The organism is Thermomonospora curvata DSM 43183 (genome assembly GCF_000024385.1).
Taxonomy (GTDB): domain Bacteria; phylum Actinomycetota; class Actinomycetes; order Streptosporangiales; family Streptosporangiaceae; genus Thermomonospora; species Thermomonospora curvata.
The window spans coordinates 5,037,227-5,063,948 of record NC_013510.1 but is presented as its reverse complement, the minus strand read 5'-3'; the positions used below and the strand labels follow the sequence as shown (position 1 = coordinate 5,063,948).

The window sequence follows — 26,722 nt, the reverse complement described above, 5'->3', positions numbered from 1 at the left end:
CGCATCATCGGCGTTGGAAGGACTGATCGCGCAAGTCAGCGCATAGGCTTTCGTTGCGCGGGTGTCGACGGGACGGGCGGCGGTGTTCGATCCGGCGGGGGACCGCACGGCGCTCGGCAGGGAAGCCAACGAGCGATCATCAGGCGAGGGAGCAGTGACTCCGCAGCACAACGGCGCAGTACCGGCGGGGCTCCGGTTGCCGGACGCCCCGGTGACGCTCTCGACCGCCTCGGTCTTCCCGGAGCGGACTCCCAGCGCCTTCGAGATCGCCGCCGCGCTGGGCTATGACGGCGTCGAGGTCATGGTGGCCACCGACGCGGCCTCCCAGGACGTCAACGTGCTGCGCCGGCTGTCGGACTACCACCAGGTGCCGATCAAGTCGATCCACGCCCCCTGCCTGCTGCTGACCCAGCGGGTGTGGGGACGCGAGCCGTGGGGCAAGCTGGTGCGCTCCAAGGAGGTCGCCGAGGCGCTGGGCGCCGAGGTGGTGGTGGTCCACCCGCCGTTCCGCTGGCAGCGCGAGTACGCCCGGGAGTTCATCCAGGGCCTGGCGCGCATGCAGGAGGAGACCGACGTCATCTTCGCCGTGGAGAACATGTTCCCGGTGCGGGCGCGCGGCGCCGAGGTGGGCATGTACTCCCCCGGCTGGAACCCGGTCGAGCTGGACTTCCCGCATGTGACGCTGGACCTGTCGCACACCGCGGTGTCGGGCTCGGACGCGCTGGAGATGGCCACCGAGCTCGGCGGGCGGCTGCGGCATGTGCACATGGCCGACGGCATCGGGATCAGCAACAAGGACGAGCACCTGGTGCCCGGCCGCGGCAGCCAGCGGTGCGCCGAGGTGCTGGAGAAGCTGGCCGCCGACGGGTACACCGGGCACATCGTGCTGGAGGTCAACACCCGGCGGGCGGCCAGCCGGGCCGAGCGGATGGAGGACCTGGCCGAGGCGCTGGCGTTCACCCGGCTGCACCTGGCCGCCGCCGACCGCACCTGGGAGGTCACGTCGGCCGGAGAGGTCTCCCGCCGGAGCGCGCGCTGATGGCGGCCGGCGCCTCCGAGCGGACCCGGGGGCGGCGGCCGGGCCCCACCGAGACCCGGGAGCAGATCCTGGACTGCGCCCGCCGGCTGTTCGCCGACAAGGGCTATGACGGCGCCTCGCTGCGCGCCATCGCCCGGGAGGCGGGCGTCGACCCGGCGCTGGTGCACCACTTCTTCGGCACCAAGCAGGGCGTCTTCATCGCGGCGATGAACCTGCCGCTGGACCCGGCGGCGGTCGTCGCCCGCCTGCGGGACGTCCCGTCCCGCCGCGAGCTGGGCGCGGCGCTGGCCGAGACCTTCCTGGGGGTGTGGGAGGACCCCGAGCGGCGCATCCCGATGCTGGCGCTGGTGCGCTCGGCCATGACGAACGAGCAGGTCGCCACGATGCTGCGGCAGTTCATCGCGGCCACCTTGCTGGGACCGCTCGCCGAGCGGTTCGGGATCGCCCCGATCCGGATGGAGGCCGCCGCCGGGCAGCTGGTCGGGGTGGCCATGCTGCGGTACGTCCTCGGCCTGGAGCCGATCGCCTCCGCCACCGCGCAAGAGCTGGTGGAGCTGCTGGCGCCCGCCCTCCAGCGCCACTTCGACGGGGACTGACCGGAATTTCCCTGCGGGATGTGCGGCTCCTTGCCAGTCCTGCGGTGGCGACATAAATTCAACACATGATGAGTTCCACTTCCGCGGATCCGCCGCAGGCCGCGGTGAGCGTCCGCGACCTGCACGTGGACCGCGGCGGCCGGCCGGTGCTGCGCTGCGCGAACGGGCCGGCGGCACGCTGGAGCGGCTGATGACGATGCCGCTGGGCAAGCTGGACCTGCTGCTGGGCTACGCCCTGGCCTTCGGGCTGGTGGCGCTGCTGCAGGTGGGGGTGGTGCTGGCCATCTCGCTGACCTGGCTGGGCCTGGAGCCGGCCGGATCGGTCGGCCTGCTGGTGGCGGCGGCCGTGCTCAGCGCCCTGCTGGGCGTCGCGCTCGGGCTGCTGGCCAGCGCGTTCGCCCGCACCGAGTTCCAGGCGGTGCAGCTGATGCCGGCGTTCGTGCTGCCGCAGGCGCTCTTGTGCGGCCTGTTCGTGCCGCGGGAGCAGATGGCCGGCTGGCTGGAGGCGATCTCCACGGTGATGCCGCTGACATATGCGGTGGAGGCGATGCAGGAGGTCGGCCGGGAACCGGAAATGACCGGGACGCTGGCGGTGGACATCGCGGTGATCGCCGGGTGCGTCCTGGCGGCCCTGGTGCTCGGCGCCGCCACGCTCCGCCGCCGCACTCCCTGAAGACCTCCTAAAAGCCCCGGAAAGCCGCGGGCCGATTGTGGTCGCGGAAGAAAAACGGGCATATGAAGCCGGTCGAAAGGGAGAAGACGGCTTGTAAACTCCGCGCCATGAGCACCCGGTCATCCCAGGAATTCCCCGCGGACGCCGATTCCCAGGACGGCGCATCCCCCGGCGCCGTCCCGGGCAGGGAGGGCGAGGCGGAGGAGACCTCGGCCGCCAAGGCGCGGCGCAAGCGCCGCCGCCGTACGCTCCTGCTGTCGGCGCTGGCCCTCCTGCTGATCGTCGTGCTCGGCGCGGGCGCCCTGGTGTGGCAGCGGCAGGCGTCCTACAACGGCAACATCGACCGGCTGCCCGGCACCATGCCGACCGGCCGGCGGCCCGGCCCCAACGTGGTCGGCACCGAGAACTGGCTGCTGGTGGGCTCCGACAGCCGGGTGCAGGCCAACACCACCGGCGAGGGCGGCCAGTTGTGGCGGCCGGGGCAGCAGCGCTCGGACACGCTGATGCTGCTGCACCTGCCGGCCAAGCGGGACAAGGCCTACATCATCTCCATCCCCCGCGACTCGTGGGTGGAGATCCCCGGCTACGGCTACCAGAAGATCAACGCGGCGTTCTCCTACGGCGGTCCGCCGCTGCTGATCCAGACGGTCGAGGCGCTGACCAACGTCCGCATCGACCATTTCGGTGCGATCGACTTCAACGGCTTCAAGGCCATGACCGACGCGCTCGGCGGCGTGGACGTGCACATCGACAAGACCGTGCACGACCCCATGAACCACGTCACCTGGCAGGCCGGCAAGCAGCACCTGGACGGCGAGAAGGCGCTGCTGTTCGTCCGGCAGCGCTACAACCTGCCCAACGGCGACTTCGACCGGATCAAGCGTCAGCAGGCGTTCTTGAAGGCCATCATCCAAAAGGCCGCCGAGGGCGGCACGGTCACCAACCCGATCAAGCTCGACCGCTTCCTGTCGGCGTTCACCAAGTCCATCAGCGTGGACGAGGGGGTGTCGGCCGGCCACCTGCGGTCGCTGGCGCTGAGCATGCGCAACGTGCGCGGCTCGGACATCAAGTTCCTGACCGTCCCGAACAAGGGCCCGGCGGCACGCGGCCGGCAGAGCGTGGTGCTGCTGGACGAGGAGAAGGCAGGCCGGCTGTTCGAGGCCGTGCGCAGCGCCACGATGGCCGAGTACATCGCCGAATACGGCGGGACCAACAGCGTCGGCAAGGTCTCCTAAGACCTCTGCCAAGGCCCGCCCAGCGGCCCTGTGCGCCTGCCGGAGCGCCCTGCGGGCATCCGCATAACCTGGACATGGGGGACAGCGTGGTCCCGTCATAGAAGGGGTTGCAGCGTGCTTCGTCGGGTTCTGCTGGCCGCCTCCCGCAGCGGCGGCGTCCGCAAGGCGATGGAGACCGCGCCGTTCTCCCGCGGCGTGGTGCACCGGTTCGTGGCGGGCCGGACGGCGGAGGAGGCGCTGACGGTCGTGCGGCGCCTCACCGGCGGCGGCCTGCTGGTCACCGTGGACCATCTGGGCGAGGACACCACCGACGCCCGGCGGGCCGAGACGGTCGTGGAGAACTACCTGGAGCTGCTGGACCTGATCTCCACCGCCGGCCTGGGCGCCCGGGCGGAGGTGTCGGTGAAGCTGTCGGCGGTGGGGCAGGCGCTCGATGAGGAGCTGGCCCTGGAGAACGCCCGCCGGATCTGCGCGGCGGCCAAGGCGGCCGGCACGGCGGTGACCCTCGACATGGAGGACCACACCACCGTCGCCTCCACCCTGCGCATCCTGCGGGAGCTGCGCGAAGACCACCCGGAGACCGGCGCGGTCGTCCAGGCGTACCTGCGCGACGCCGAACGGCACTGCGCCGAGCTGGCCCACGAGGGGTCGCGGGTGCGGTTGTGCAAGGGCGCCTACGCCGCTCCCGCCGACGTCGCCTTCACCTCCAGGCACGAGATCGACAAGTCCTACGTGCGCTGCCTGAAGGTGCTCATGGCGGGCCGGGGCTACCCCATGGTCGCCACCCACGATCCCCGGCTCATCGAGATCGCCGGGGCGCTGGCGGTCTTCCATGACCGCGCCCCCGACAGCTTCGAGTACCAGATGCTGTACGGCATCCGGCCCGCCGAGCAGCGCCGCCTGGCCGCCATGGGCTCGCGGGTGCGGGTGTACGTCCCCTACGGCGGGGAGTGGTACGGGTACGCCATGCGGCGGATGGCCGAGCGGCCGGCCAATTTGGCGCTCATCCTGCGCTCGGTGGTGAGCGGGTCCTGAGCGTCGCCTGCTCGTCGCTAGGCTGGGCTGCGTGGGCAGACTCATCGCGATTCTCGGCGCCGGCAAGATGGGCGAGGCGCTGTTGTCGGGGGTGCTGCGGGCCGGCCGCCGCCCGTCCGAGCTGATGGTGACCACCCGCCGGGAGGAGCGCGGCGTCCTGCTGCGCGAGCGCTACGGGGTGGAGGTGGTCACCAACGCCGAGGCCGCCAAGACGGCCGACACGTTGATCCTGTCGGTCAAGCCGCAGGACATGGACGCCCTGCTGGGGGAGATCCGGCCGCATGTGCCGCCCGGCCGGCTGGTGATCTCGATGGCGGCGGGCATCACCACCTCCTTCATCGAGCAGCGCCTGCCGGAGGGCGTGCCGGTGGTGCGGGTGATGTCCAACACCCCGGTGCTGGTGGACCAGGCGATGAGCGTGGTGTCGGCGGGCTCGCACGCCGGTGAGGAGCACCTGAAGCTGGCCGAGGAGCTTTTGTCGCCGGTCGGCAAGGTGCTGCGCATCCCCGAGTCGCTGCAGGACGCGGCGACCGCGCTGTCCGGCAGCGGCCCGGCCTACTTCTACTTCCTGGTCGAGGCGATGGTGGACGCCGGCATCCTGCTGGGCATGCCGCGCGCCGCCGCGCTGGAGATGGTGATCCAGTCGGCGGTGGGGGCGGCGATCATGCTGCGCGACTCCGGGGAGCACCCGGTGCTGCTGCGCGAGGCGGTCACCTCGCCGGGCGGCACCACCATCGCCGCCATCCGCGAGCTGGAGCGGCACGGGGTGCGGGCCGCCGTGCTGGAGGCCATCGAGGCAGCCCGCGACCGGGGCAGGGAATTGGCCGAGGGCTGAAAAGTCCCGGGCGGGATTTTCCGCCCGCCCGGTTGAGCCGGGCCGCGATCGCGTCCGTGATAAGGGGCATGAGAATTCTGCTGCAGATCCTGGTGGCCGCCGGGCTGGCCGTGGACGCGATCGTGCACTGGACGTTCGCCCCCGACATGGCCGGGCCCAAGCCCGGTCAGATCGACGGGGACACGCTGTTTTACGCGCAGGCGATCGTCGCGGCGATCTCGGGCGTGCTGGTGCTGGCATGGCCGCGGCGCTGGACGTTCGCCGTCGCCTTCCTGGTCGCCGCCAGCGCGGTGGGCGCGCTGCTGCTGTACTACTTCGTGGACGTGGGCCGGCTGGGGCCGATCCCGGCGATGCACGACCCGGCCTGGTACCTGGAGAAGACGCTCAGCCTGGTCGGTGAGGGCGTCGCCACGGTCGCCGCGCTGGCCGGGTTCTTCCTGCTGAACCGCGCCGGCCGGGACGCCTCGGCGGGGGCCGGGCAGCACCGGGCGGCCGGCGGCCGGTAGCCGTCGTCTCCGGTCGGCCTTCCAGGGGAGTTGATATCTTCCCTTTTGGGGCATCTGTAGGCAGGTGTCCGCTTTTTGTGAGGCAGGTGCAGCCACCCGGCGGTGCCTTCCGCTCGTCCTGACCGGGGCGCTGGCGATCGCCCAGCTCGGCGCCTGCGCCAAGAGGGACGAGCCCGAGGGAGTGCGCCTGGGCACGGTGACGCGCTCGGACGTGACCGAGGTGATCGAGGCGCCGGGCACGGTGACGGCACGGGCCACGGCGACGCTGCGCGCCCCGGCCGAGGGCGTGCTCAAACGGCTGCACGTGACCGACGGCGACCGGGTCCGCCGCGGCGAGATCCTCGCCGAGATCGACTCGCCGCAGGCCCGCGAGCGGCTCCGCCAGGCCCGCGAGGCCGACGCCGAACTGGCCGCCGGCACCCTCCCGATGGGACCGGAACCCTCGGCCTCCCAGCGGCGCAGCGACCACATCGCCCGCCAGGGCTTCCAGACCGCCCGGCGGGCGGCCGCCCAGATCCCCGACCCCGGGCGGCGCGCCCGGATGCTGGCCGAGATCGCACAGACCGAGGCCCAGTACGCCGCCGCCGCCGAAAGCGCCCGCGCCGCCGTCGAACGGCTCCACGCGGGCCTGGAGAACGTCACCTCGGCGATGCAGGCCGTCGCCGCCGCCCAGCGCGTCCAGGCCCGGGCCGCGCTGCGGGCGGCCGAGCGCACCGTGGCGGAGCTGACCTTGCGGGCACCCTTCGACGGCGTCGTCTCCCTGGGCGGCCCGGCGGCCCCCGCCGGGGACCTGGGCGAGCTGGCCGGCCGGCTGCCGCAGCGGCTCGGCGGCGGAGACGGCCTGCAGGAGCTGGGCGGCGGCGCGTCCGCCGAGGCCGCCTCCGTGGCCGAGGGAGCCCCTGTGACCGCCGGCGGCGCGGTGGTGACGGTCACCGACGTCTCCCGCCTCACCGTCTCCGCCGACGTGGACGAGGCCGACGCGCTGAAAGTCGAGCCGGGCGTGCCGGCCGAGGTGGAGGTGGACGCCGTCCCGGGCGCCGCCTACCCGGCCGAGGTCACCGGCGTCGGCGCCGGCCCGGCGCGCTCGGCCGGCGGCGGCGTGACCTACCGGGTCACCCTCGTCCTGCGGCGCGGCCGGCTCACCGACGGCGCCGAGGCGCCCTGGCCCAAGCCCGGGATGAGTGCCGTGGTGAACCTGCGGGTCCGCGAGGTCGCCGACACCGTCGCGGTGCCGTCCTCGGCGGTGCTGACCAGCGGCCGCGACAACGCGGTGTGGGTGGTCTCCGGCGGCCGGGCCCAGCGGCGGATCATCCGGATCGGCGCCCAGGGCGAGACCATGACCGAGGTCACCGCCGGGCTGCGGGTCGGCGAGCGGATCGTGGTGCGCGGCGCCGGCGCCGTCGAGCAAGGGCAGGAGCTTCCCGGCCGATGAGCGTCCCACCCGCCGTGGAGGCCATCGACGTCACCCGCGCCTACGAGCTGGACGGCACCCGGGTGCAGGCGCTGCGCGGGGTCAGCCTGCGCATCGGCGAGGGCGAGTTCGCCGCGATCGTGGGCCCGTCCGGGTCGGGCAAGTCCACCCTGATGCACCTGCTGGGCTGCCTGGACAGGCCCACCGGCGGGACGCTGCGGATCGGCGGGCGCGACGTGGCCGCCCTCTCCGACGCCGAGCTGGCCGAGCTGCGCAACAGCCGCATCGGGTTCGTCTTCCAGTCCTTCCACCTGCTGCCCCGCACCAGCGCCCTGGACAACGTGGCGCTCCCGCTGGCCTACCGGGGGGTGCCGCGCGGTGAGCGGCGGCGGCGCGCCGCCGAGGCGCTGGCCCGGGTGGGCCTGGCGCACCGCCTGGACCACCGTCCCGCCCAGATGTCCGGCGGGGAGCAGCAGCGGGTCGCCATCGCCCGCGCCCTGGTCGGCGAGCCCCGCCTGGTGCTGGCCGACGAGCCCACCGGCAACCTCGACACCGCCACCGGCCATGAGGTGATGGACCTGCTGGCCCGGCTGAACGCCGAACAGGGCGTGGCGGTCGTGCTGGTCACCCATGAGGCCGACATCGCCGAACGCGCCCGCCGCCAGATCCACATCCGCGACGGCCGGATCGAACGCGACACCTGCCCGACGCGTCCGCACGACGCCCAGCGGCTATGAGGCGACGTCCGGAAAAGGGCGGGGAAGGACGCAGGAGATGAGGCTGGCCGAATCGCTGCGGGTGGCGCTGGAGGCGCTGCTGGTCAACCGGCTGCGCAGCGCGCTGACGATGTTCGGCGTGGTGATCGGGGTGGCCGCGGTGGTGGTGCTGGTGGCGCTCGGCAGCGGCGCCCGCGACCTGGTCCAGCGGGAGATCGAGGGGCTGGGCTCCAACATCGTGTTCGTCGGCCCCGGCGAGTTCTCCCTGACCGCCGCGCCCACCGCCGGGCGGCTGGAGCTGACGGACGTGGAGTACCTGCGGCAGACCCTCGGCGAGGACTGCCCCATCGCCGTCTCGCTCAGCTCCGGGGAGACCGTCCGGGCCGGGCGCAACGAGGCGTTCGCCACCGTGCTGGGCACCAACGAGGCCCTGCCGGAGGTCTTCGACCGCCCGCTGCGCCCCGGCGGGCGCTACCTCACCGAGACCGACGTGGAGTCCCGCCGCCGCGTGGTGGTGCTCGGCCCGCGGGTCGCCGAGCGCATCTTCGGCGACGTCGACCCGGTCGGCCGCCAGACGATCATCGCCGGCGCCCGCTTCCGCGTCATCGGCGTCCTGGAGGAAAAGGGCCAGACCTTCGGCCAGGCCCGCGACAACGACCTGCACATCCCGGTGACCACCGCCCAGCGCCTGCTGGGCGTGAACCGGGTGGACTTCCTGGCGCTGCGCGCCCCCTCCGCCGCCGACACCGGCCGCCTGCGCGCCGCGGTGGTGGACGCGCTGGAGCGCCGCTACCCGGGCGAACGCTTCTCGGCGATCACCCAGACCCAGCTGCTGGGCACCGTCGGCACCGTGCTGAACGCGCTGACCGGCGTGCTGGCCGCCATCGCCGCGGTCTCCCTGCTGGTCGGCGGGGTCGGGGTGTCCAACATCATGCTGGTCGGCGTCCGCGAGCGCACCCGCGAGATCGGCCTGCGCAAGGCCCTGGGCGCCCGCCGCCGCGACATCCTCGCCCAGTTCTTGGCCGAGTCGGTCCTGCTCACCTCCATCGGCGGCGCGATCGGCATCGCCCTGGGCATCACCGGCACCCTGGCCATCACGACCCTGTCCCCGGTCCCCGCCACCATCACCTGGTGGTCCCCCCTCCTGGCCTTCACCGTCTCGGCCGCCGTGGGCATCTTCTTCGGCGTCGCCCCCGCCCGCCGCGCCGCCCGCCTGGACCCCGTCACCGCCCTCCGCACCGAATGACCACGCCCGCCCGGCGACCTGCCGCTTCAGGCACAGCCCGCAGCAGCCGGTGCCGATGGCTCGTTCGTTGTCCTCGGCTACGCCGACCCGCTTGATCCGCGGCATCGCTTACTCGGAGGGCGTACGGCCATGCCCGCATCAGAAGCGCCGAACATGTGGCCCGCTGTAATGTGCCGTTCGGCTGTATGCGGGAAGCGGCACTCGATGAGGACGAGTCCTGAAGTTCATAGCCGATCTCGCCACCGAGCCCAGGTAGCCGCCATGCGCATCTCCCCGGATCTTTCCCGTGTCACCTGGCGCAAGAGCTCCAAGAGCACCGCCACCGGCAATGAGTGCGTCGAGCTCGCCGCGTTCGGTGACGTCGTCGCCGTTCGCGACTCCAAGAATCCGGACGGGGCGAGGCTGGTTCTGCGGTCGGCGGGCTTCCGGCGGCTGGTCGAGGACGTCCGTCGCGGTCGCCACGGCATCTGACCAAAGTTCGGTGACTTCGGGGGCGCCGGCTCGGCCGGGGGGCGGGCGGCCTTGCCGGGGTTCGCTGATCGTCCGGTGACCGTGTCGCGTCGGGGTGCTCTCGCGGGCGTCCGGTCGTCAGGCGACGGCGCCGGAGCCCGAGGCGGTGGGGTCGGTGAGGACGGACCGGATGAAGCGGGCGGTCTCGTCCATCGCGGCGCGGGCCTCCGGCAGGAAGCGGTTGAGGAGCTGGAAGACGTGGAACTGGCCCTCCCAGACCTGCAGGCGGCAGTCGGTGCCGGCCTCGGCGAGGGCCGCGGCCAGGCGTTCGGCCTCCGGGCGCAGCGCCTCGGCGCCGCCCACCTGGATCAGCACCGGCGGCACGCCGTTCCAGGAGCACTCCAGCAGCGCCAGGCGCGGGTCGTTGAGTTCGGCCTGGCCCATCACCAGGCGGCCGATCCGGCGGACGGTGTGGGCGCTCAGGTAGGCGTCGCGCACCTGGGCGTCGTATTCCAGGGACAGCTCGCAGGTCAGGTCGACCCAGGGGGAGTAGAGCACCAGCCCGGCCGGGGTGGGCAGGCCGGTGCGGCAGATCTCGCCGGTCAGCGAGGCGGCCAGGTGCCCGCCGGCCGAGTCGCCGGCGATCACGATCCGGGAGGCGGGGTAGCCCTCCTCCAGCAGCCACCGGTAGGCGGCCAGGGCGTCCTCCAGCGGCGCGGGGAAGGGGTGCTCGGGCAGCAGCCGGTAGTGCGGCACGAACACCGGCAGCTGGGTGTCGACCGCCAGCCGGGAGGTGATCGGACGGTGGCTGCGCGGCGAGCAGATGATGTAGCCCCCGCCGTGCAGATACAGCACGGCGGCGTCGCCGACCTGGCCCTTTTCCGGTACGAGCAGCTCGCCTGCCAGGTGGCGCCCGTCGCCGTCGGCGTCTTCCAGCGGGATCCGCACGCCCCGTACCCGGGCGCCGGGATGGTGGCCGACCAGTAATGAGGCGGCCTCCACGGCGGTGCGGGCGGTGCGGATCCCGACCGGGTGGCCGGGCAGCCGGTGGACGATGGGCCGCAGCCCGAGCCGCAGCGCGCGGGAGAGCACCGCGCTCTGCACGCTGGGACGGCGGCCGGAGGAGAAGCCAGGTGCGGTCGTCGGATCGACGGCCGGATCTGCGGCGCTGGCCTCGGGCGGTCGGCAGGCCGCCGGAGGTTCCGGTGACGTCGGCTCCATCGGCACCCCACAGGTCGATGTTTCTTAGGTGTTAACTAATGCCCACTTGCGCGGATAATTCACGTCTACGGTTGTTTGTCGCATCTTCGTGAGAGTCGGCCGGGCGCGCCGGCGGCGCGGGGCGATAGCGTGAGGGCATGAGCAGCGCTGCGCCATCCGACCGTCCCGGCCCCTGCAACCTGCGGGTTCTCTGGGACGACCGGCTCATCTCCTACGACTTCGGGCCCACCCACCCGCTCAACCCCGTCCGGGTGGAGCTGACCATGGCGCTGGCCCGCGAATACGGCGTGCTCGACCAGTCCGGCGTGGAGGTCACCGGCTTCGAACCGGCCGGGGAGGTGCTGCTGGAGCTGATCCACGACCCCTCCTACATCGCCGCCGTGCGGTACGCCGGCTCCACCGGGATGCCCCAGCTGCGGCACGGCCTCGGCACCGCCGACAACCCGGTGTTCATCGGCATGCACGAGGCGTCCACGCTGGTGGCGGGGGCGTCGGTGGCGGCGGCCGAGGCGGTCTGGACCGGCCGGGCCCAGCATGCGGCCAACATCGCCGGCGGGCTGCACCACGCCATGCGCTCGGCGGCCAGCGGCTTTTGCGTCTACGACGACCCGGCGCTGGCCATCGCCTGGCTGCTGGAGAACGGGGCCGAGCGGGTCGCCTACGTCGATGTGGACGTCCACCACGGCGACGGCGTCCAGGCGGCCTTCTACGACGACCCGCGGGTGCTGACCATCAGCCTGCACGAGACGCCGCGCACGCTGTTTCCGGGCACCGGCTTCCCCGAGGAGATCGGCACGGGCGAGGCCAAGGGCACCGCGGTCAACGTGGCGCTGCCGCCGGGCACCGGGGACGCCGCCTGGCTGCGGGCCTTCCACGCGGTGGTGCCGCCGCTGCTGCGCGCCTTCCGGCCGCAGGTGCTGCTCACCCAGCACGGCTGCGACACCCACGTGCTGGACCCGCTGGCGCACCTGACGCTGACCGTGGACGGCCAGCGGGCCGCCTATGCGGCGCTGCACAAGCTGGCGCACGAGACGGCGGGCGGGCGCTGGATCATCACCGGCGGGGGCGGCTATGAGCTGGTCCAGGTGGTGCCGCGGGCCTGGACGCACCTGCTGGCCGAGGCGTCCGGACGGCCGCTGGAGGCGGGGACGGACACCCCGGAGGCCTGGCGCGACTTCACCCGGCGGCGCACCGGGCAGACCGCCCCCCGCCGGATGACCGACGTACCGCCGGAGCGGGCCGGCGAGACCGAGGGCTGGGAGGAGTCGGCGTGGGGGAACGGCTACGATCCGAGCGATCCGGTGGACCAGGCGATCCGCGCGACCCGCAAGGCGGTCTTCCCCGAGCACGGGCTGGATCCGCTGGGCGAGCCGTGACCGTTCCCTCCCGCGCCGAGCTGCGCGAGCACCTGATCCGCACGATGATCGCCGGGGATGTGGCCACCCCGCGGCAGAGCAATCTGCTGCACTACCGGCGGATGGCCAAGGGCGACCCCTACTACCGGTTCGGGCTGGACCTCAAGCGCTCGTGGACCGAGCGCGAGGTGCTGGAAATGATGGTGCGGATGTGCGGGGTGAACCCGGACCGGATGCACCTGTACGGGGACGACACCATCGACCCGGACAAGACCATCGACGCCCTGGAGCGCATGGCCGAGCGGATCGGCCAGGCGGCGCGGCGCCGGGAGAAGGTGGTGCTGGCCACCGGGCACCCGGCCACGCTGATGCCGATCTACCTGGCGCTGGGCCGGGCGCTGCGCGAGCGGGGCTGCACCGTCCTCACGCCCGCGGCCGGCTGGTCCTATGCGGCGGAGGTGGGCACGTCCGCCCCGCAGCGGCGCCGCATCCGCTACGAGGAGGGCATGGTCGCCGCGCTGGAGGACGATGACGGGCGGCTGCACCACACCCACGATCCGTTCCCCATGGAGGCGATGCTGTCCGAGGCGGCAGGGACTTCTAACGGTTCGGATAGCTCTACGCCAGCGGAATCCAAAAATTGGCCGGATCTGGCCATCGCCGATCATGGCTGGGCCGGGGCGGCCGGCCAGGCCGGGATCGACACCGTCGGCTTCGCCGACTGCAACGATCCCGCCCTGTTCGCAGGGGAAGTGGAGGGGCGGATCCTGGTCACCGTGCCGATGGACGACGGAGTGCACCCGGCTTGCTATGAGCCACTGACGGCATACCTGATGTCCCATGCGGGGCTGATTGCCTGAACTTCCCTCTTGCGACTACGGTTGCACGATTTACGCTGGGGGAAGAAACACGTGCGTGATCGAAGTCACCTGAAGGGTCGGTGCTCAGCACGTGTGGAAGAGGGCGTCCGATGGGCTCAGGCGAGCGACCTCTGAGTGAGGTCAGGTTCCTGACAGTGGCCGAAGTGGCGGCGGTGATGCGGGTGTCCAAGATGACCGTTTACCGCCTCGTCCACTCTGGCGAGCTGCCCGCCATCCGGGTGGGCCGCTCGTTCCGGGTCCCCGAACAGGCCGTACACGACTACCTGCGCGACGCGTTCATCGAAGCCGGATGACCGCGGGCGCCGCGGGGCGCGAGGCTCCCGCGGACGCCGGGATCCAAGGCGCAGGCCGGTCGGCGGCATGGGGGGAGGAGAACACGACAACAGGCCCGGTGGCCCGGCCACCGGGCCGGGACGAGACCGGCGGGGGCCGGTGGAAAGACCGGCGGCCCCGCTCCGGACGGCCGGGCGAACCGGCCGTCCGGAGCCGGCATGCCGGAAAAAGAAAGCGCCGCCGCATAGGCGGTGGATCTCCCGCGGGGAGCGATCGCACGGATCACAGTGACGGCCGTGCGGCTCCGGGGCGCGCCCGTGTCCCATGGCACGTTCTGGGGACGTTCTCGGGATGTCCCCGACCCGGTAACGGACACGCCGGTATTGCACACAGGAGCGTGCGGGTACGGGACCTGCGGCATGGTATGCGCTCCAACAGCGGTACGCTTGACCGTTGGACAGCGCCCCGATGCCTTAGTCGCCGGGGTGTCGTGTGTCCATCCCCTGCACACCCTGGACGAGTGAGGTCACGTGGGCTCTGTTATCAAGAAGCGTCGCAAGCGGATGGCCAAGAAGAAGCACCGCAAGCTGCTGAAGAAGACTCGCGTCCAGCGCCGCAACAAGAAGTGAACAAGCCGGCCACATAGCCGTAAGGGGTGGGGTGCACTGTGTCCGGTATGCCCTCCGCCGCCGCCCGTGTCGTCCTGGTCACGGGGGTGTCCAGGTTCCTGGGAGCCCGCGTGGCGGGCGCCCTGCAGGCCGAACCCGGCATCGAGCGGGTCATCGGCGTGGACACGGTACCCCCCACGGCGTCGCTGGGACGCACCGAGTTCGTACGCGTCGACATCCGTACGCCGAGCATCGCCAAGGTGATCTCTTCGGAGCGGGTCGACACGGTGGTCCACCTCAATCTGGAGACCGCCCCGGTCGGCCCGCGCTCGAAGATGAAAGAACTCAACATCATCGGCACCATGCAGCTGCTGGCGGCCTGCCAGCGCTCGCCGGACATGCGCAAGCTGGTGGTGCGCTCCTCGGCCGCGGTGTACGGCTCCTCGCCGCGCGACCCGGCGGTCTTCACCGAGACCGACGAGCCGGCGGAGGCGCCCTCCTCCGGATACGCCAAGGACGCGGTGGAGGTGGAGGGCTATGTCCGGGGGCTGATGCGGCGCCGCACCGACCTGACGGTCTCCCTGCTGCGCTTTGCCAACTTCCTGGGCCGGGAAGTGGACTCCCCCCTCACCCGCTACCTGCGGCTGCCGGTGGTGCCGACCGTGCTGGGGTTCGACCCCCGGCTGCAGTTCGTCCACCCCGACGACGGGGTGGAGGTGCTGCGCCGGATGACCGTGGAGGACCACCCCGGCTGCTACAACGTGGCCGGCGACGGCGTGCTGCTGCTGTCGCAGGTGCTGCGGCGGGCCGGCCGGCCGTCGGTGCCGGTGCCGGAGCTGTCCGCGCAACTGCTGGGCGATCTGGGCCGCCGCTTCGCCGGGCTGTCGGGCTTCTCCTCCGACCTGCTGCGCTGGCTGATGTACGGACGGGTGATCGACTGCTCGAAACTGGCGGCCGAGCTGGGCTGGCGGCCCAAGTACTCGGCCGAGGCGGCGCTGGAGGACTTCCTGCAGGCCGCCGAGCCCGGGCACAGCCCCATGCAGGAGGCCGTGGAACGGCTCATCGGCCTGCTGGGCGAACGCGCCCGGCCGCCGGCGCGGCCCCAGCCGCCCCCCTCCCGCTTTGAGGGCCTGACCACCGTCCCGCCCCGGAACGGACCGCGGAGATGAGCGCGCGCAGACCCCGAGAAGGCGCGAGTGAGCCGCCCATGGCTCAGGTCATCCCGATCAACCCCGATGCCGCCACCGACCCGCCCGGACGCAGCCGGCTGGAGGAGCGGCTGGCCGCCGGGCTGGACTTCCTGCACCGCCGCCTGTCCGGGCGCTATGAGGTCGACGAGTTCGGCTTCGACCCCGAACTGACCGACGCGGTGCTGATCCCGGCGGCCCGTCTGCTGTATGAGCACTGGTTCCGGGTCGAACTGCGGGGCCTGGAGAACGTCCCGGCTGAAGGCGGCGCGCTGGTCGTCGCCAACCACTCCGGGACGCTGCCGCTGGACGGGCTGATGCTCCAGGTGGCGCTGCACGACCACGCCCACCGCGACGTCCGGCTGCTGGGCGCCGACCTGGTCTACCAGCTGCCGCTGCTGGGCCACCTGGCCCGCAAGGCCGGGCACACCCTGGCCCACCCGGCCGACGCCGTCCGCCTGCTGACCAAGGGCGAGCTCGTCGGGGTCTTCCCCGAGGGCTACAAGGGGATCGGCAAGCCCTTCCGGGAGCGCTACCGCCTGCAGCGCTTCGGCCGCGGCGGCTTCGCCGGGATCGCGCTGCGCACCCAGGTCCCCATCGTGCCGTGCGCGATCGTCGGCGCCGAGGAGATCTACCCCAAGATCGGCGACATCCCGGCGCTGGCCCGGCTGCTGGGCCTGCCCTACTTCCCCGTCACCCCGACGTTCCCGCTGCTGGGCGCGCTGGGCGCGGTGCCGCTGCCGTCCAAGTGGCTGATCCGCTTCGGCGAGCCGGTGCCGATGGACGGCCTGGGCCCGGAGGACGCCGACGACCAGATGACGGTGTTCGAGCTCACCGACCGCGTCCGCGAGACCGTCCAGCAGATGCTCTACGACACCCTCCTGGAGCGCGGCCCGGCGTTTTAGCCCCGCGGCCGCTAGGCCCGGTGGTAGTGGCGGCGCAGCGCGATGCCCGCGGCCACCCCGCCGGCCAGGGCGCCCGCGCCGGCGGCGGCCGGCAACGCCATCATCGTCACCTTGCGCCCGGTGCGGAAGTCGTGGATGGGCCAGCCGTGGGCCTTGGCGTGCTCGCGCAGCGCCGGGTCGGGGTTGACGGCGTGCGGGTGGCCGACGGTGGTGAGCATCGGCAGGTCGTTGATGGAGTCGCTGTAGGCCGAGCAGCGCGACAGGTCCAGCCCCTCGCGCTGCGCCAGCGCCCGCACCGCCTCGGCCTTGGCCGGGCCGTGCAGCAGATTGCCCACCAGGCGGCCGGTGTAGACGCCGTCGCGGGTCTCGGCGACGGTGCCCAGCGCCCCGGTCAGCCCCAGCCGGTGGGCGATGACCCGGGCCACCTCCACCGGGGTGGCGGTGACCAGCCAGACCTGCTGGCCGGCGTCCAGGTGCGCCATGGCCAGCTCCCGGGTGCCGTGCCAGATCCGGTCGGCCATGATCTCGTCGTAGATCTCTTCGCTGAGCCGGACCAGGTCCTCGACCTTCTGCCCGGCCACGAAGGCCAGCGCGGCCTCCTTGGCGGTGCCGATGTGCTCGGCGTTCTCCACCCCGCGCAGCCGGAACGCCGCCTGCCCCCAGGCGAACATGGCCAGGTCCCGCAGCGTGAACAGCTTGCGGGCGGCCAGCCCGCGGGCGAAGTAGTAGATGGACGCGCCGCGCATCATCGTGTTGTCCACATCGAAGAAGGCCGCCGCCGCAGGGTCCGGCTCGGGCCTGACCGCGCGCGGCTTGGCGGCCGCGGCCGCCGCCTCGCCCGCGCGCACATGGTCCGTCTCGGCGCGCCGCCAGAATCGCCGCATGCCTGGCAGCCTAATCAACGCGGCCCGCAATGCCGCGCATTCGGCTGCAAAAGCGATGCCACTCACGTGTCCGCCTTCCGTGGTTCCCACGCGGCCCGCGGGTCCTCGGGCGTCGTCGTGGTGGAGCGGGGCGTGTCGCGCGGGTCGGACGGCGCGGCGGACACCAGCCGTTCCCGCAGCGCCGCCCGGAAGTCCGCATCCGGCCCGACCCGGGCGCCCCGCAGCCGGGAGAGCGCCTCCAGTTCGGCGCGCCGGCGGCGGTAGGCGCCGCGGCGCCCTCTTCTCCCGCTCCTCGCCATGCCCGCAAGAACGAGCGGACCGCGGGCGGGTTACGCGCGGCGTCAAAAATCCGGGGGCAGCATCCGGGCCAGGGAGCGGACCGCCCGGTACTGCAGGGCCTTGATGGCGCCGGTCTTCTTGCCCATGATCAGCGCCGTCTCGGCCACCGACAGGCCGTGCAGGAAGCGCAGCACCAGGCACTCTTGCTGTTCGGAGTTCAGCCGGCGGATCGCCTCCAGCAGCGCCCGGTGGGTCATCGCCTCCAGCACCCGCCGTTCGGGGTCCTCCACCTCGCAGCCGGGCGCGGCCGGCTCCGGTTCCAGCAGCTCGGCGGTGCAGACCTCCAGCCGAAACCGGCCGGATTTGAAGTGGTCGGCCACCAGGTTGCGGGCGATGGTGACCAGCCAGGCGCCGAAGTCCTTGCCCTGCCAGCTGAAGTCGCCGATCCGCCGCAGCGCCCGCAGGAAGGTGTCGCTGGTCAGGTCCTCGGCGAGCGGGTGCGACCCCACCCGGTAGTAGACGTAGCGGTAGACCAGCTCCACATAGCGGTCATAGAGAGCGCCGAACGCCTCGGCCTCGCCTTCGCGGGCCCGCAGCACCAGGGCCTTGATCTCGTCTCCGCTCGCCGCGGGGGAGCGGCCGGCGGCCGGTTGCCGCAGCGCGCCGCCGGGCCGGGATCGCCAGGAGATCGCTGGGGAGTGGACGTCGAGGGTCAGGCTGCCCATGCGTTCTCCTCGGGCTGATGGGGCCTCCGGCGGGAATGGACACTCTAGATACCCGTGGGTAGACAGGCAACGCCGGTGTCTGGACGTGCTCGTGGGCCCGGGAAGACCCGTCCCGGCGGGGCCTTGGGAAGTGTCCGGGTGGTCACTGTCTTTCGCCCCTCGGTACGCGTCACTCCTTTCGATCAGGCACCATAGGGCGCGAGATGCTTCAAGGTATCCCGGCGCTGCTGGCGACCCTTGGTGCCTTGGCGGCCACCGGGTTGCTCATCCAAAGCGCCAGACGAGAACGGCTGCCATATCTGATCGCCTGGTGCCTGGCGCTGGGCGGCGTCTCCGTCGCGCTGATCGGGATGACGCTGGGATTCCTGCTGGGTTTCCGCGGCCTGTTGTTCCGGCTGATGGAAGTCGGCGGCGCGCTGCTGGCCCCGGTCTGGCTGGCCCTGGGAATGGCGGTGCTGATCACCCGGGTGATGCAGCTGCGCTTCGCCTCCTGGCTGCTGGGCATCTCCTACACGGTCGTGGCCGTGGTGATCTTGCTGTTGGACCCGCTCAAGGGGTCCTTCACCAGGTCGCTGCCCAATCCCGGCCGGCACTACGACACGCTGCCGCTGGTGTTGATCGACCTGGCGCACGGGGTCGCGGTGCTGTCGCTGGTGGCCTGCCTGGCGATGCTGGCGCTGCGGGCCGCCAAGCAGGACGGCGAGGCCTACGCCCTGCTGATGCCGGTGGCGCTGGTGGCGCTGGCCGAGGTCCTGGTGATCTGCGGCACCCGCGGCTTTCTGCCCGGCTTCCTGGCCGCCCTGGCGCTGGCCGGCGCCGCCGGGCTGGTCTGGTACGGCGTGGGCCGTCTGCCGTCGCCCGCCGAGCAGGGCGGGGACGGCTACGACGAGTACGGCGACGGCTATGGCGATCATGAGCACGCCGAGCCCGGCTATGAGATGCACACCGGCTACGACGACCATGACGCCGGCCAGGAGTACCAGGGCGGCTACGACGATCAGCACTACGACGATCAGCATTACGGCGAGCAGCCCTACGACGAGCAGGCCTATGCGGCGGCCCCCGTGGACCCGGCCGCTACCCAGGTCCAGCCTCCCGGCGGCCATCCGCCCGTGCCGCCGCAGCCGTCCGGCGGGCGGGTGCCCACCGGCGAGCGGCCGTTGCCGGGCGAGCCGCCGGTGCCGCCGCCGGCCTCTCCGCTGTGCGGGCGGATCACCGTCTACACCCTGGCCGACGGGGCGGGCGAGGCGTTCGACCGGCTGGCCGCCGAGGCGATCCGCGCCGCCCGCCGGCAGGAGCCCGACACCTTGGTCTTCGCCTGTCACGAGGTGACCGGCGCTCCCTCCCAGCGCATCGTCTACCAGCTCTTCCGCGACCAGACCGCCTTCGCCGACCACCAGCGGCTGCCGCATGTGCAGCGCTTTTTGGCCGAGTCCCGGCCGTATGTGACGGCCACCAACGTGATCGAACTCAATCTGACCGCGGCCAAGATCGTGCCGCTGTCCTCGCTGACCGCTCAGGACCGCTCATGACCGCTCCGGTGACCATCACGCTGCTCGGCAAGCCGGGCTGCCATCTGTGCGATGAGGCCCGGGAAGTGATCGTCCGGGTGGCCGAGGAGATGGGGGCGGACTGGGAGGAGCATGACATCACCCAGTCGCCGGAGCTGCTGCGCCGCTACTGGGAGCAGATCCCCGTCACGCTGGTCAACGGTGTCCAGCACGATTTTTGGCGAGTGGATGAGGCTCGCCTGCGCGAGGCCGTCGCCAAAGCCCGCCACGGCTGACGAACGAATAGAACTCGAAAAAGCGGGCATGTCGCTTATTGGCGGATCGCCAGTAAACTGCTGGAAACGTGGCTGTGTTCCGTGGGTCACAGCCAAGGCGGTGCGATCGGGTGCCCCCGGCGCTGCCCGGCTCCGGCTGCACCCCTTCTGACCTGCGGAAACGTCAGCCGGCCAGGATTGCCGAGCAGGGTGGTCGATCGGGCATGGGCTTTGTGCGCATGTTCACAAGGGTTAATCTGGGTGACGGCCCAAGGCGGCCGGGCCGCAGTCACCCGCCCGGCCGTCGGCAGATCGGGCCTGGTCAGACTCAACCCTGGCGTCAAGCCCAAAAGAGCAGGCCGTGACACGTCGACACAACCGCACCCGCGCCGATCGCGGGATTCCCGAAGCCACGGTGGCGCGGCTGCCGGTTTACCTGCGCGTGCTGCACAGCCTGCAGGAACGGGGAGTGGCCACCGTCTCCTCCGAGGAACTGGCCGCCGCGGCCGGGGTCAACTCCGCCAAGCTCCGCAAGGACCTGTCGCACCTGGGCTCCTATGGCACCCGGGGCGTCGGGTACGAGGTGGACTACCTCGTCTACCAGATCTCCCGTGAGCTGGGCCTCACCCAGGACTGGGTGGTGGCCATCATCGGGGTGGGTAACCTGGGCCGGGCGCTGGCCGGTTACGGCGGGTTCGCCTCCCGCGGTTTCCGGGTGGCCGCCCTGTTCGACTCCTCCCCCTCCGTGGTGGGCGAGCGCATCAGCGGGCTGACCGTCCGGCACATCGACGAACTGGAAAGCGTGATCGCCGAGCAGGGGGTGTCCATCGCGGTGATCGCCACCCCCGCGGCGGCCGCCCAGAGCATGTGCGATCGCGTGGTGGCGGCGGGCGTGACGAGCGTGCTCAACTTCGCCCCGGTCGTGCTGTCGGTGCCGGAAGGCGTGGACGTGCGCAAGGTCGACCTGTCCATCGAGCTGCAGATCCTGGCCTTCCACGAGCAGCGCAAGGCCGGCGGCCCGGGCGATGCCGAGCCGGCCGAGACGGCGGAAGAGGACTGGACGGGAGAGATGGCCGATCGCCTGAAGACCGATCCGGACGCAAGTGCGGATGCGCATGGTGATCGGCAGGAGGGGGAAAAGCCCTCCGGCACTTCGCAGTACATAGAGGCGGTTGAGGCATGACCATCCTGGTGGTCGGGCTCAGCCACCGGAGTGCGCCGGTGGCCATGCTCGAACGCGCGGCGGCGGCCGGCGATGAACTGACCAAGCTGTTGCACGAGGTGCACGAGTCGGCGCACGTGGCCGAGGCGCTGATCGTCTCGACCTGCAACCGCGTCGAGGTCTACGCCGTGGTCGACAAGTTCCACGGCGGTGTCTCCGACATCTCCGAACGCCTGGCCCGGCACGCCGCGCTGCCGCTGGAGGAGCTGAGCCGGCACCTGTACGTCCACTACGAGGACCGTGCCGTGCAGCACGTGTTCTCCGTGGTCTGCGGGCTGGAGTCGATGGTCATCGGCGAAAGCCAGATCCTCGGCCAGATCCGCGAGGCGTTCAAACTGGCCAAGGCCGAGGGCACGGTCGGCCGCGACCTGCATGAGCTGATCCAGCACGCGCTGCGGGTCGGCAAGCGGGCGCACTCGGAGACCGGCGTGGACAAGGCCGGGGCGTCCCTGGTCAGCGTGGGCCTCCGCGTCGCCGAGAACTACCTGGGCGAGCTGGCCGGACGGCGCGCCCTGGTGGTGGGCGCCGGGTCGATGAGCGGGTTGGCGGTGGCCACCCTCTCCCGCGGCGGGGTCGGCGAGCTCATCGTCGCCAACCGCACCCACGAGCGGGCCCAGCGGCTGGCCGCCTCCGCCGAGGTGCCCGCCCGCGCCATCCGCATGGAGGAGCTGCCCGGCGCGCTGGGCGAGGCCGAGCTGGTGGTCTCCTGCACCGGCGCCACCGGGCTGGTGATCACCGCCGACCAGGTCCCGCCGGCGCCGCACCGGCGCTTCTTCCTGGACCTGGCGCTGCCGCACGATGTGGACCCGGCCGTGCGCGACCTGCCCGGAGTGGCGCTGGCCGGGCTGGACGACCTGCGCACCGCCGAGGAGGCCGCCAGCGCGGTCGGCCCCAAGGCGGTGGAGGCGGTGCGCCGGATCGTGGCCGATGAGGTGACCGCCTTCCTCAGCGCCGCCCGCGCGGCGGCGGTGGCCCCCACCGTGGTGGCGCTGCGCAGCAAGGCGGCCAAGGTGGTGGAGGCCGAACTGGCCCGCCTGTCGGGCCGGCTGCCCTCGCTCAGCGAACGGGACCGCGCCGAGATCGCCCAGACCGTGCGGCGGGTGGTCGACAAGCTGCTGCACGCCCCGACCGTCCGGGTCAAGGAGCTGGCGGCGGCGCCCGGCGGCGACACCTACGCGGCCGCGCTGCGCGAGCTGTTCGACCTGGACCCCAAGGCGCCCGAGGCCGTGGCGCGCCCCGACATCGAAGGACCCGCATCATGACCGCACTGCGCCTGGGCACCCGCAAGAGCCTGATGGCCACCACCCAGTCCCGGCGGGTGGGCGACGAGCTGACCCGGCTCACCGGGCATGCGGTGGAACTGGTCGGGGTAACGACCGAAGGTGACATCTCCAGGGCGCATCTGGCGCAGATGGGCGGCACCGGCGTGTTCGTCAGCGCCCTGCGGGACAAGCTCATCTCCGGCGAGGTGGACTTCGCGGTGCACTCGCTGAAGGACCTGCCCACCGCGCCCGCCGAGGGCATCACGCTGGCGGCGGTCTACCGGCGCGACGACCCCCGCGACGCCCTGTGCGGCCCGCTGAAGCTGGCCGACCTGCCGCGCGGCGCCCGCGTCGGCACCGGCTCGCCGCGCCGCGTGGCCCAGCTGCGGGCGCTGCGCGGCGACCTGGAGATCGTCCCCATCCGGGGCAACGCCGACACCCGGCTGCGCAAGGTGGCCGATGGGGAGCTGGACGCGGTGGTGCTGGCATATGCGGGCCTGGGCCGGATCGGCCGGCGGGACGCGGTCGTGGAGGTCTTCGACCCGGCCGACATGCTGCCCGCCCCCGGCCAGGGCGCGCTGGCGCTGGAGTGCCGCAGCGACCGCCTCGATCTGATCGAGCTTTTGGCGACGGTCGACCACGCGCCCACCCGGGCCGCGGTGACCGCCGAGCGCACCGTGCTGGCGGTGCTGGAAGCGGGCTGCTCGGCCCCGGTCGGCGCCTACGCCACCGTCGAAGACAGCGCAGAGGAAGAACAACCGAGCCTGCACCTGAGTGCGTGCGTCGCCGGCATCGACGGCGCCCGTCAGGTACGGCTTTCCGGCAGCGGCCACCCGGAGCGGGCCGAGGAGATCGGGCGCGAGCTGGCCGCCCAGCTGCTCGCCCAGGGGGCCGACCAGTTGATGGGGGAGCGTCACATTGAACCCCGCTAACAGGAACACCGAGGGCAACGCACCGGCCGAGGTCTCGTTCGTGGGAATGGGACCGGGCGACCCGGGACTGCTGACCTTGCGGGCCGTCGACAAACTCCGCCAGGCCGACACGGTGGTGGTGGACCGGGCGATCTGCCCCGCCGAGGTGCTGGCGCACTGCCGTCCGGACGCCGAGATCCTCGACGTCGCCGACGGCGACCCGGTCAGGCTGGTCGGCGAGGCCGCCAAGGCCGGACGCACCGTGGTGCGGCTGCTGCGCGGCGACCCGGTGCTGGGCGGCTCGCTGGCCGAGGAGGCCGCGATGTGCGCCAAGGACGGGATCCCGTTCGAGATCGTCTCCGGGGTCTCGTCCGTCACCGGCGTGCCGGGGTATGCCGGCATCCCGCTGACCGACTCGCGCACCCGCGAGGTCCGCGTGATCGACGCCTCCCGCGGCGGGGTCGACTGGGAGGAGTTCTCCTCCCCGGACGCCACGCTGGTGATCCTGGGCGCCGAGGGCATGGTGGCGGAGGTGGCCAAAGGCCTGATGGCCGCCGGCCGCCCGGAGTCCACCCCGGCCGCCATGACCAGCATGGGCACCACCACCGAGCAGGAGACCGTGGTCACCACGCTGCAGCGCCTGGTGCCCGACACCAAGGGCATGGAGTCCCCGGCGATGATCATCGTAGGGGACGTGGTGGGCTGGCGGGAGCGACTTTCGTGGTTTGAGACCAAGCCGCTGTTCGGCTGGCGGGTGCTGGTGCCGCGCACCAAGGAGCAGGCCGCCTCCCTGTCGGAGCGGCTGCGCTCTTATGGAGCGGTCCCCGAAGAGGTGCCGACCATCTCGGTGGAGCCGCCGCGCACCCCCCAGCAGATGGACCGGGCCGTCAAGGGCCTGGTCACCGGCCGCTACGAGTGGGTGGTGTTCACCTCCACCAACGCGGTGCGGGCGATCAAGGAGAAGTTCGACGACTACGGCCTGGACGCCCGCGCCTTCGCCGGGCTGAAGGTCGCCGCGGTCGGCGAGCAGACCGCCAAGGCGCTGATGGAGTTCGGGGTCACCCCCGACCTGGTGCCCACCGGCCAGCAGTCCGGAGAGGGCCTGGTGGAGGTCTGGCCGCCGTACGACAAGGACCTGGACCCGATCAACCGGGTGCTGCTGCCGCGCGCCGACATCGCCACCGACACCCTCATCGCCGGGCTGACCGAGCTGGGCTGGGAGTGCGACGACGTCACCGCCTACCGGACGGTGCGGGCCGCGCCGCCGCCGGCGCCGATCCGCGAGGCCATCAAGGGCGGCGGGTTCGACGCGGTGCTGTTCACCTCCTCCTCCACCGTCCGCAACCTGATCGGCATCGCCGGCAAGCCGCACAACGTCACGGTGATCGCGGTGATCGGCCCGCAGACCGCCAAGACCGCCCAGGAGTACGGGCTGCGGGTGGACGTCATGGCGGCCAAGCCCTCGGCCCTGGAGCTGGCCGACGCACTGGCCGAGTACGGTGCCAAGCGCAGGGCCGCCCAGATCGAGGCGGGCGAGCCGCTGCGCAAGCCGAGCCAGATGCGCCGCGGCGCCCGCCGGCGCCGCTGACGGCGCGTTCCCTGCCACGTGCGAGGTGAAGAGCATGACCGCCCGTTTCCCCGTCGCCCGGCCGCGGCGGCTGCGGCGCAGCGCGGCGCTGCGCCGCCTGGTGGCCGAGACCAGGCTGGACCCGGCCGGCCTGATCCTGCCGATGTTCGTCAAGGAGGGCATCGCCGAGCCGCAGCCGGTGCCGTCGATGCCCGGGGTCGTCCAGCACACCCTGGACTCGCTGCGCAAGGCCGCCCACGAGGCGGTGGAGGCCGGGGTCGGCGGGATCGTGCTGTTCGGCGTCCCGGCGCATAAGGACGGCACCGGGTCGGCGGCCGACGACCCCGACGGCATCGTCCAGCGGGCGCTGCGCGAGCTGTCCCGCGACCTGGGCGAGGACACCGTGCTGATGGCCGACCTGTGCCTGGATGAGTACACCGACCACGGCCACTGCGGCATCCTCACCCCCTCCGGCGAGGTGGACAACGACGCGACGCTGGAGCGCTATGCCTCCATCGCCGTGGCGCAGGCCGCCGCGGGCGCGCACGTGGTGGCGCCCAGCGGGATGATGGACGGCCAGGTGGGCGCCATCCGCGCCGCGCTGGATGGGGCCGGGTACCACCAGGTGGCGATCATGGCGTACTCGGCCAAGTACGCCTCCGCCTACTACGGCCCGTTCCGGGACGCCGCCGAGTGCGCGCCGCGCTTTGGGGACCGCTCGGCCTACCAGCAGGACCCGGCCAACGCCGCCGAGTCGCTGCGGGAGGTCATGCTGGACCTTGAGGAGGGCGCCGACATGGTGATGGTCAAGCCCGCCGGCCCCTACCTGGACATCGTCCGCCGGGTGCGCGACGCCGTCACCGTGCCGGTCGCCGCCTACCAGGTCAGCGGCGAGTACGCGATGATCGAGGCGGCCGCCGAGCGCGGCTGGGTGGACCGCGAGCGCGTGATCATCGAGTCGCTGATCGGCATCCGCCGGGCGGGCGCGGATCTGATCCTCACCTACTGGGCGGCCGAGGTGGCCCGCCGGCTCACCTCCGGCTGACCCGAGGAGCGGCCCCGGTTTTCCCTCATGTCACACATGTCACATAGGGATCATGTCTTCCTAGTCAATTGGGATCGTTTCCGGGGGTTGGTGCTCGTCTGGAAAATGGCGCCCGTCATTATCGGGTAACGGAGGACGAAGGCACCGGCGCACGCGTCGGCATTCGCGGGTCGCCTCGGCCGAGGCCATCCGGCGGCCCGCTGGACTGGGGGGAGCCATGATGCTGACGGTTTCGGCGGCCAGGCGGCAGCGGGCGCGGGGCCGCCTTCGGGCCGCGGCCAAGGAGTACGCCGCCCTGGGATGGCCCTGCGTACCCGGGGCGCGTCCGCTGTTCGACGGCGACCGCGCCTGTTCCTGCGACCGGGTGGGCTGTCCCGCCCCGGGGGCGCATCCGGTCTCGGCGGCCTGGGCCATCCAGGCCACCACCGACCTGGAGACGATCAAACGCTGGTGGGACGACGACCGGCAGCCCAACATCATCCTGCCCACCGGGCGGGTCTTCGACGTCTTCGACGTCCCGGCGGCGGCCGGGCGCATGGCGCTGGAGCGGATCGGCCGGCGCTACTCCGGCCCCGGCCCCACCAGCCCGGTCGGCCCGGTGGCCGCACTCGGCTCCGAACGCCACCTGTTCTTCGTCGCCACCCGGGGCGCCCCCGAGGACGAGGACGAGTGGTGGTCGTGCCACCTGGACTGCTCCCCGGAGACCATCGACGACTCCCCGGGGCTGCGCTGGCACTGCCGGGAGAGCTACGTGGTGGCGCCCCCCTCCATCCTCCCCGGCGGCGAGGTCACCTGGGTGCGCCCGCCGGACGGGGCGCTGCTGCCCGACCCGGTGCGGGTGCTGGAGATCCTCTCCGACTGCTGCGAGGCGGTCTGCTGAGAGCCCGCTG

Annotated in this window: 30 protein-coding genes; 26 read left to right on the top strand and 4 right to left on the bottom strand. The window is 72.4% G+C overall.

The window, feature by feature from the left end:
• The first annotated feature begins 154 nt into the window (after positions 1–154).
• The 12 genes from TCUR_RS21960 (at position 155) to TCUR_RS21910 (ending at position 9,763) form a co-directional block, all read left to right on the top strand.
• Positions 155–1,039: a sugar phosphate isomerase/epimerase family protein gene (locus TCUR_RS21960; protein ID WP_012854774.1), complete on the top strand. Its 885-nt coding sequence runs from the start codon at positions 155–157 to the stop codon at positions 1,037–1,039.
• Positions 1,039–1,635, top strand: a complete 597-nt coding sequence (locus TCUR_RS21955) for a TetR/AcrR family transcriptional regulator (RefSeq protein ID WP_012854773.1) — start codon at positions 1,039–1,041, stop codon at positions 1,633–1,635. The genes TCUR_RS21960 and TCUR_RS21955 overlap by 1 nt, the downstream gene beginning before the upstream one ends.
• A gap of 65 nt (positions 1,636–1,700) precedes the next feature.
• Positions 1,701–1,826 (top strand): hypothetical protein, encoded by a 126-nt coding sequence (locus TCUR_RS28445; protein ID WP_281055039.1) that lies wholly within the window; start codon positions 1,701–1,703, stop codon positions 1,824–1,826.
• A complete protein-coding gene (locus TCUR_RS21950; protein WP_012854772.1) occupies positions 1,826–2,308 on the top strand; it encodes an ABC transporter permease in 483 nt (160 codons plus the stop codon). The genes TCUR_RS28445 and TCUR_RS21950 overlap by 1 nt, the downstream gene beginning before the upstream one ends.
• 107 nt (positions 2,309–2,415) lie before the next feature.
• Positions 2,416–3,543 (top strand): LCP family protein, encoded by a 1,128-nt coding sequence (locus TCUR_RS21945; protein ID WP_148233080.1) that lies wholly within the window; start codon positions 2,416–2,418, stop codon positions 3,541–3,543.
• A 114-nt stretch (positions 3,544–3,657) separates the two neighbouring features.
• The gene (locus TCUR_RS21940; protein WP_012854770.1) at positions 3,658–4,578 is read left to right on the top strand and encodes a proline dehydrogenase family protein; all 921 of its coding nucleotides are present in this window, start codon (positions 3,658–3,660) and stop codon (positions 4,576–4,578) included.
• Positions 4,579–4,609: 31 nt separating this feature from the next.
• Entirely contained in the window at positions 4,610–5,413 is an 804-nt protein-coding gene (proC, locus tag TCUR_RS21935; protein ID WP_012854769.1) for a pyrroline-5-carboxylate reductase, read from the top strand.
• A 68-nt stretch (positions 5,414–5,481) separates the two neighbouring features.
• Positions 5,482–5,919 carry a hypothetical protein gene (locus TCUR_RS21930; RefSeq protein ID WP_012854768.1) on the top strand — a complete coding sequence of 146 codons (438 nt, stop codon included), beginning with the start codon at positions 5,482–5,484 and terminating at the stop codon, positions 5,917–5,919.
• Between the two features lie 64 nt (positions 5,920–5,983).
• Entirely contained in the window at positions 5,984–7,351 is a 1,368-nt protein-coding gene (locus TCUR_RS21925) for an efflux RND transporter periplasmic adaptor subunit (RefSeq protein ID WP_012854767.1), read from the top strand.
• A complete protein-coding gene (locus tag TCUR_RS21920; RefSeq protein WP_012854766.1) occupies positions 7,348–8,067 on the top strand; it encodes an ABC transporter ATP-binding protein in 720 nt (239 codons plus the stop codon). The genes TCUR_RS21925 and TCUR_RS21920 overlap by 4 nt, the downstream gene beginning before the upstream one ends.
• Positions 8,068–8,104: 37 nt before the next feature.
• Positions 8,105–9,292: an ABC transporter permease gene (locus TCUR_RS21915; protein ID WP_012854765.1), complete on the top strand. Its 1,188-nt coding sequence runs from the start codon at positions 8,105–8,107 to the stop codon at positions 9,290–9,292.
• A 261-nt stretch (positions 9,293–9,553) separates the two neighbouring features.
• A complete protein-coding gene (locus tag TCUR_RS21910) occupies positions 9,554–9,763 on the top strand; it encodes a DUF397 domain-containing protein (protein WP_012854764.1) in 210 nt (69 codons plus the stop codon).
• 117 nt (positions 9,764–9,880) lie between these two features.
• On the opposite strand, the gene TCUR_RS21905 is transcribed toward TCUR_RS21910, so the two are convergent.
• Complete coding sequence (locus TCUR_RS21905) at positions 9,881–10,963, bottom strand: alpha/beta hydrolase (RefSeq protein WP_083789919.1); 1,083 nt, start codon at positions 10,961–10,963, stop codon at positions 9,881–9,883.
• Positions 10,964–11,100: 137 nt separating this feature from the next.
• On the opposite strand from TCUR_RS21905, the gene TCUR_RS21900 reads away from it, so the two are divergent.
• The 6 genes from TCUR_RS21900 to TCUR_RS21880 all read left to right on the top strand — a co-directional run bounded on the left by TCUR_RS21900 (position 11,101) and on the right by TCUR_RS21880 (position 16,172).
• Positions 11,101–12,339, top strand: coding sequence for an acetoin utilization protein AcuC (locus tag TCUR_RS21900; protein WP_012854762.1), 1,239 nt, complete (start codon positions 11,101–11,103; stop codon positions 12,337–12,339).
• Positions 12,336–13,178, top strand: coding sequence for a phosphatase (locus tag TCUR_RS21895; RefSeq protein ID WP_012854761.1), 843 nt, complete (start codon positions 12,336–12,338; stop codon positions 13,176–13,178). The genes TCUR_RS21900 and TCUR_RS21895 overlap by 4 nt, the downstream gene beginning before the upstream one ends.
• A 110-nt stretch (positions 13,179–13,288) precedes the next feature.
• The gene (locus tag TCUR_RS21890; protein WP_012854760.1) at positions 13,289–13,492 is read left to right on the top strand and encodes a helix-turn-helix domain-containing protein; all 204 of its coding nucleotides are present in this window, start codon (positions 13,289–13,291) and stop codon (positions 13,490–13,492) included.
• Positions 13,493–14,002: 510 nt separating this feature from the next.
• Positions 14,003–14,101 (top strand): 30S ribosomal protein bS22, encoded by a 99-nt coding sequence (locus TCUR_RS25845; RefSeq protein WP_012854759.1) that lies wholly within the window; start codon positions 14,003–14,005, stop codon positions 14,099–14,101.
• A 47-nt stretch (positions 14,102–14,148) separates the two neighbouring features.
• Complete coding sequence (locus tag TCUR_RS21885; protein ID WP_012854758.1) at positions 14,149–15,249, top strand: NAD-dependent epimerase/dehydratase family protein; 1,101 nt, start codon at positions 14,149–14,151, stop codon at positions 15,247–15,249.
• A 38-nt stretch (positions 15,250–15,287) separates the two neighbouring features.
• A complete protein-coding gene (locus TCUR_RS21880) occupies positions 15,288–16,172 on the top strand; it encodes a lysophospholipid acyltransferase family protein (RefSeq protein WP_012854757.1) in 885 nt (294 codons plus the stop codon).
• An 11-nt stretch (positions 16,173–16,183) separates the two neighbouring features.
• Here the strand turns inward: TCUR_RS21880 and TCUR_RS21875 are convergent, their stop codons facing one another.
• The 3 genes from TCUR_RS21875 to TCUR_RS21865 all read right to left on the bottom strand — a co-directional run bounded on the left by TCUR_RS21875 (position 16,184) and on the right by TCUR_RS21865 (position 18,060).
• Positions 16,184–17,056 carry an HAD family hydrolase gene (locus TCUR_RS21875; RefSeq protein ID WP_012854756.1) on the bottom strand — a complete coding sequence of 291 codons (873 nt, stop codon included), beginning with the start codon at positions 17,054–17,056 and terminating at the stop codon, positions 16,184–16,186.
• Positions 17,057–17,118: 62 nt separating this feature from the next.
• A complete protein-coding gene (locus tag TCUR_RS21870; RefSeq protein ID WP_012854755.1) occupies positions 17,119–17,355 on the bottom strand; it encodes a hypothetical protein in 237 nt (78 codons plus the stop codon).
• A gap of 42 nt (positions 17,356–17,397) precedes the next feature.
• Complete coding sequence (locus TCUR_RS21865) at positions 17,398–18,060, bottom strand: sigma-70 family RNA polymerase sigma factor (RefSeq protein WP_012854754.1); 663 nt, start codon at positions 18,058–18,060, stop codon at positions 17,398–17,400.
• Positions 18,061–18,263: 203 nt separating this feature from the next.
• Between TCUR_RS21865 and TCUR_RS21860 the strand changes: the two genes are divergently transcribed.
• From TCUR_RS21860 to TCUR_RS21825, 8 genes are all read left to right on the top strand, one after another.
• The gene (locus TCUR_RS21860; protein ID WP_012854753.1) at positions 18,264–19,592 is read left to right on the top strand and encodes a putative quinol monooxygenase; all 1,329 of its coding nucleotides are present in this window, start codon (positions 18,264–18,266) and stop codon (positions 19,590–19,592) included.
• Positions 19,589–19,846, top strand: coding sequence for a glutaredoxin family protein (locus TCUR_RS21855; protein WP_012854752.1), 258 nt, complete (start codon positions 19,589–19,591; stop codon positions 19,844–19,846). Before TCUR_RS21860 ends, TCUR_RS21855 begins: the two co-directional genes overlap by 4 nt.
• Positions 19,847–20,186: 340 nt before the next feature.
• Positions 20,187–21,008 (top strand): redox-sensing transcriptional repressor Rex, encoded by an 822-nt coding sequence (locus TCUR_RS21850; protein WP_012854751.1) that lies wholly within the window; start codon positions 20,187–20,189, stop codon positions 21,006–21,008.
• Positions 21,005–22,309: a glutamyl-tRNA reductase gene (locus TCUR_RS21845; RefSeq protein ID WP_012854750.1), complete on the top strand. Its 1,305-nt coding sequence runs from the start codon at positions 21,005–21,007 to the stop codon at positions 22,307–22,309. Before TCUR_RS21850 ends, TCUR_RS21845 begins: the two co-directional genes overlap by 4 nt.
• Positions 22,306–23,241: a hydroxymethylbilane synthase gene (hemC, locus tag TCUR_RS21840; RefSeq protein ID WP_012854749.1), complete on the top strand. Its 936-nt coding sequence runs from the start codon at positions 22,306–22,308 to the stop codon at positions 23,239–23,241. The genes TCUR_RS21845 and hemC overlap by 4 nt, the downstream gene beginning before the upstream one ends.
• Complete coding sequence (locus TCUR_RS21835) at positions 23,228–24,808, top strand: bifunctional uroporphyrinogen-III C-methyltransferase/uroporphyrinogen-III synthase (RefSeq protein ID WP_012854748.1); 1,581 nt, start codon at positions 23,228–23,230, stop codon at positions 24,806–24,808. The genes hemC and TCUR_RS21835 overlap by 14 nt, the downstream gene beginning before the upstream one ends.
• A 34-nt stretch (positions 24,809–24,842) precedes the next feature.
• Positions 24,843–25,832: a porphobilinogen synthase gene (gene hemB / locus TCUR_RS21830; protein ID WP_012854747.1), complete on the top strand. Its 990-nt coding sequence runs from the start codon at positions 24,843–24,845 to the stop codon at positions 25,830–25,832.
• A 220-nt stretch (positions 25,833–26,052) separates the two neighbouring features.
• The gene (locus TCUR_RS21825; protein WP_012854746.1) at positions 26,053–26,712 is read left to right on the top strand and encodes a bifunctional DNA primase/polymerase; all 660 of its coding nucleotides are present in this window, start codon (positions 26,053–26,055) and stop codon (positions 26,710–26,712) included.
• The last annotated feature ends 10 nt before the right edge of the window (positions 26,713–26,722 follow it).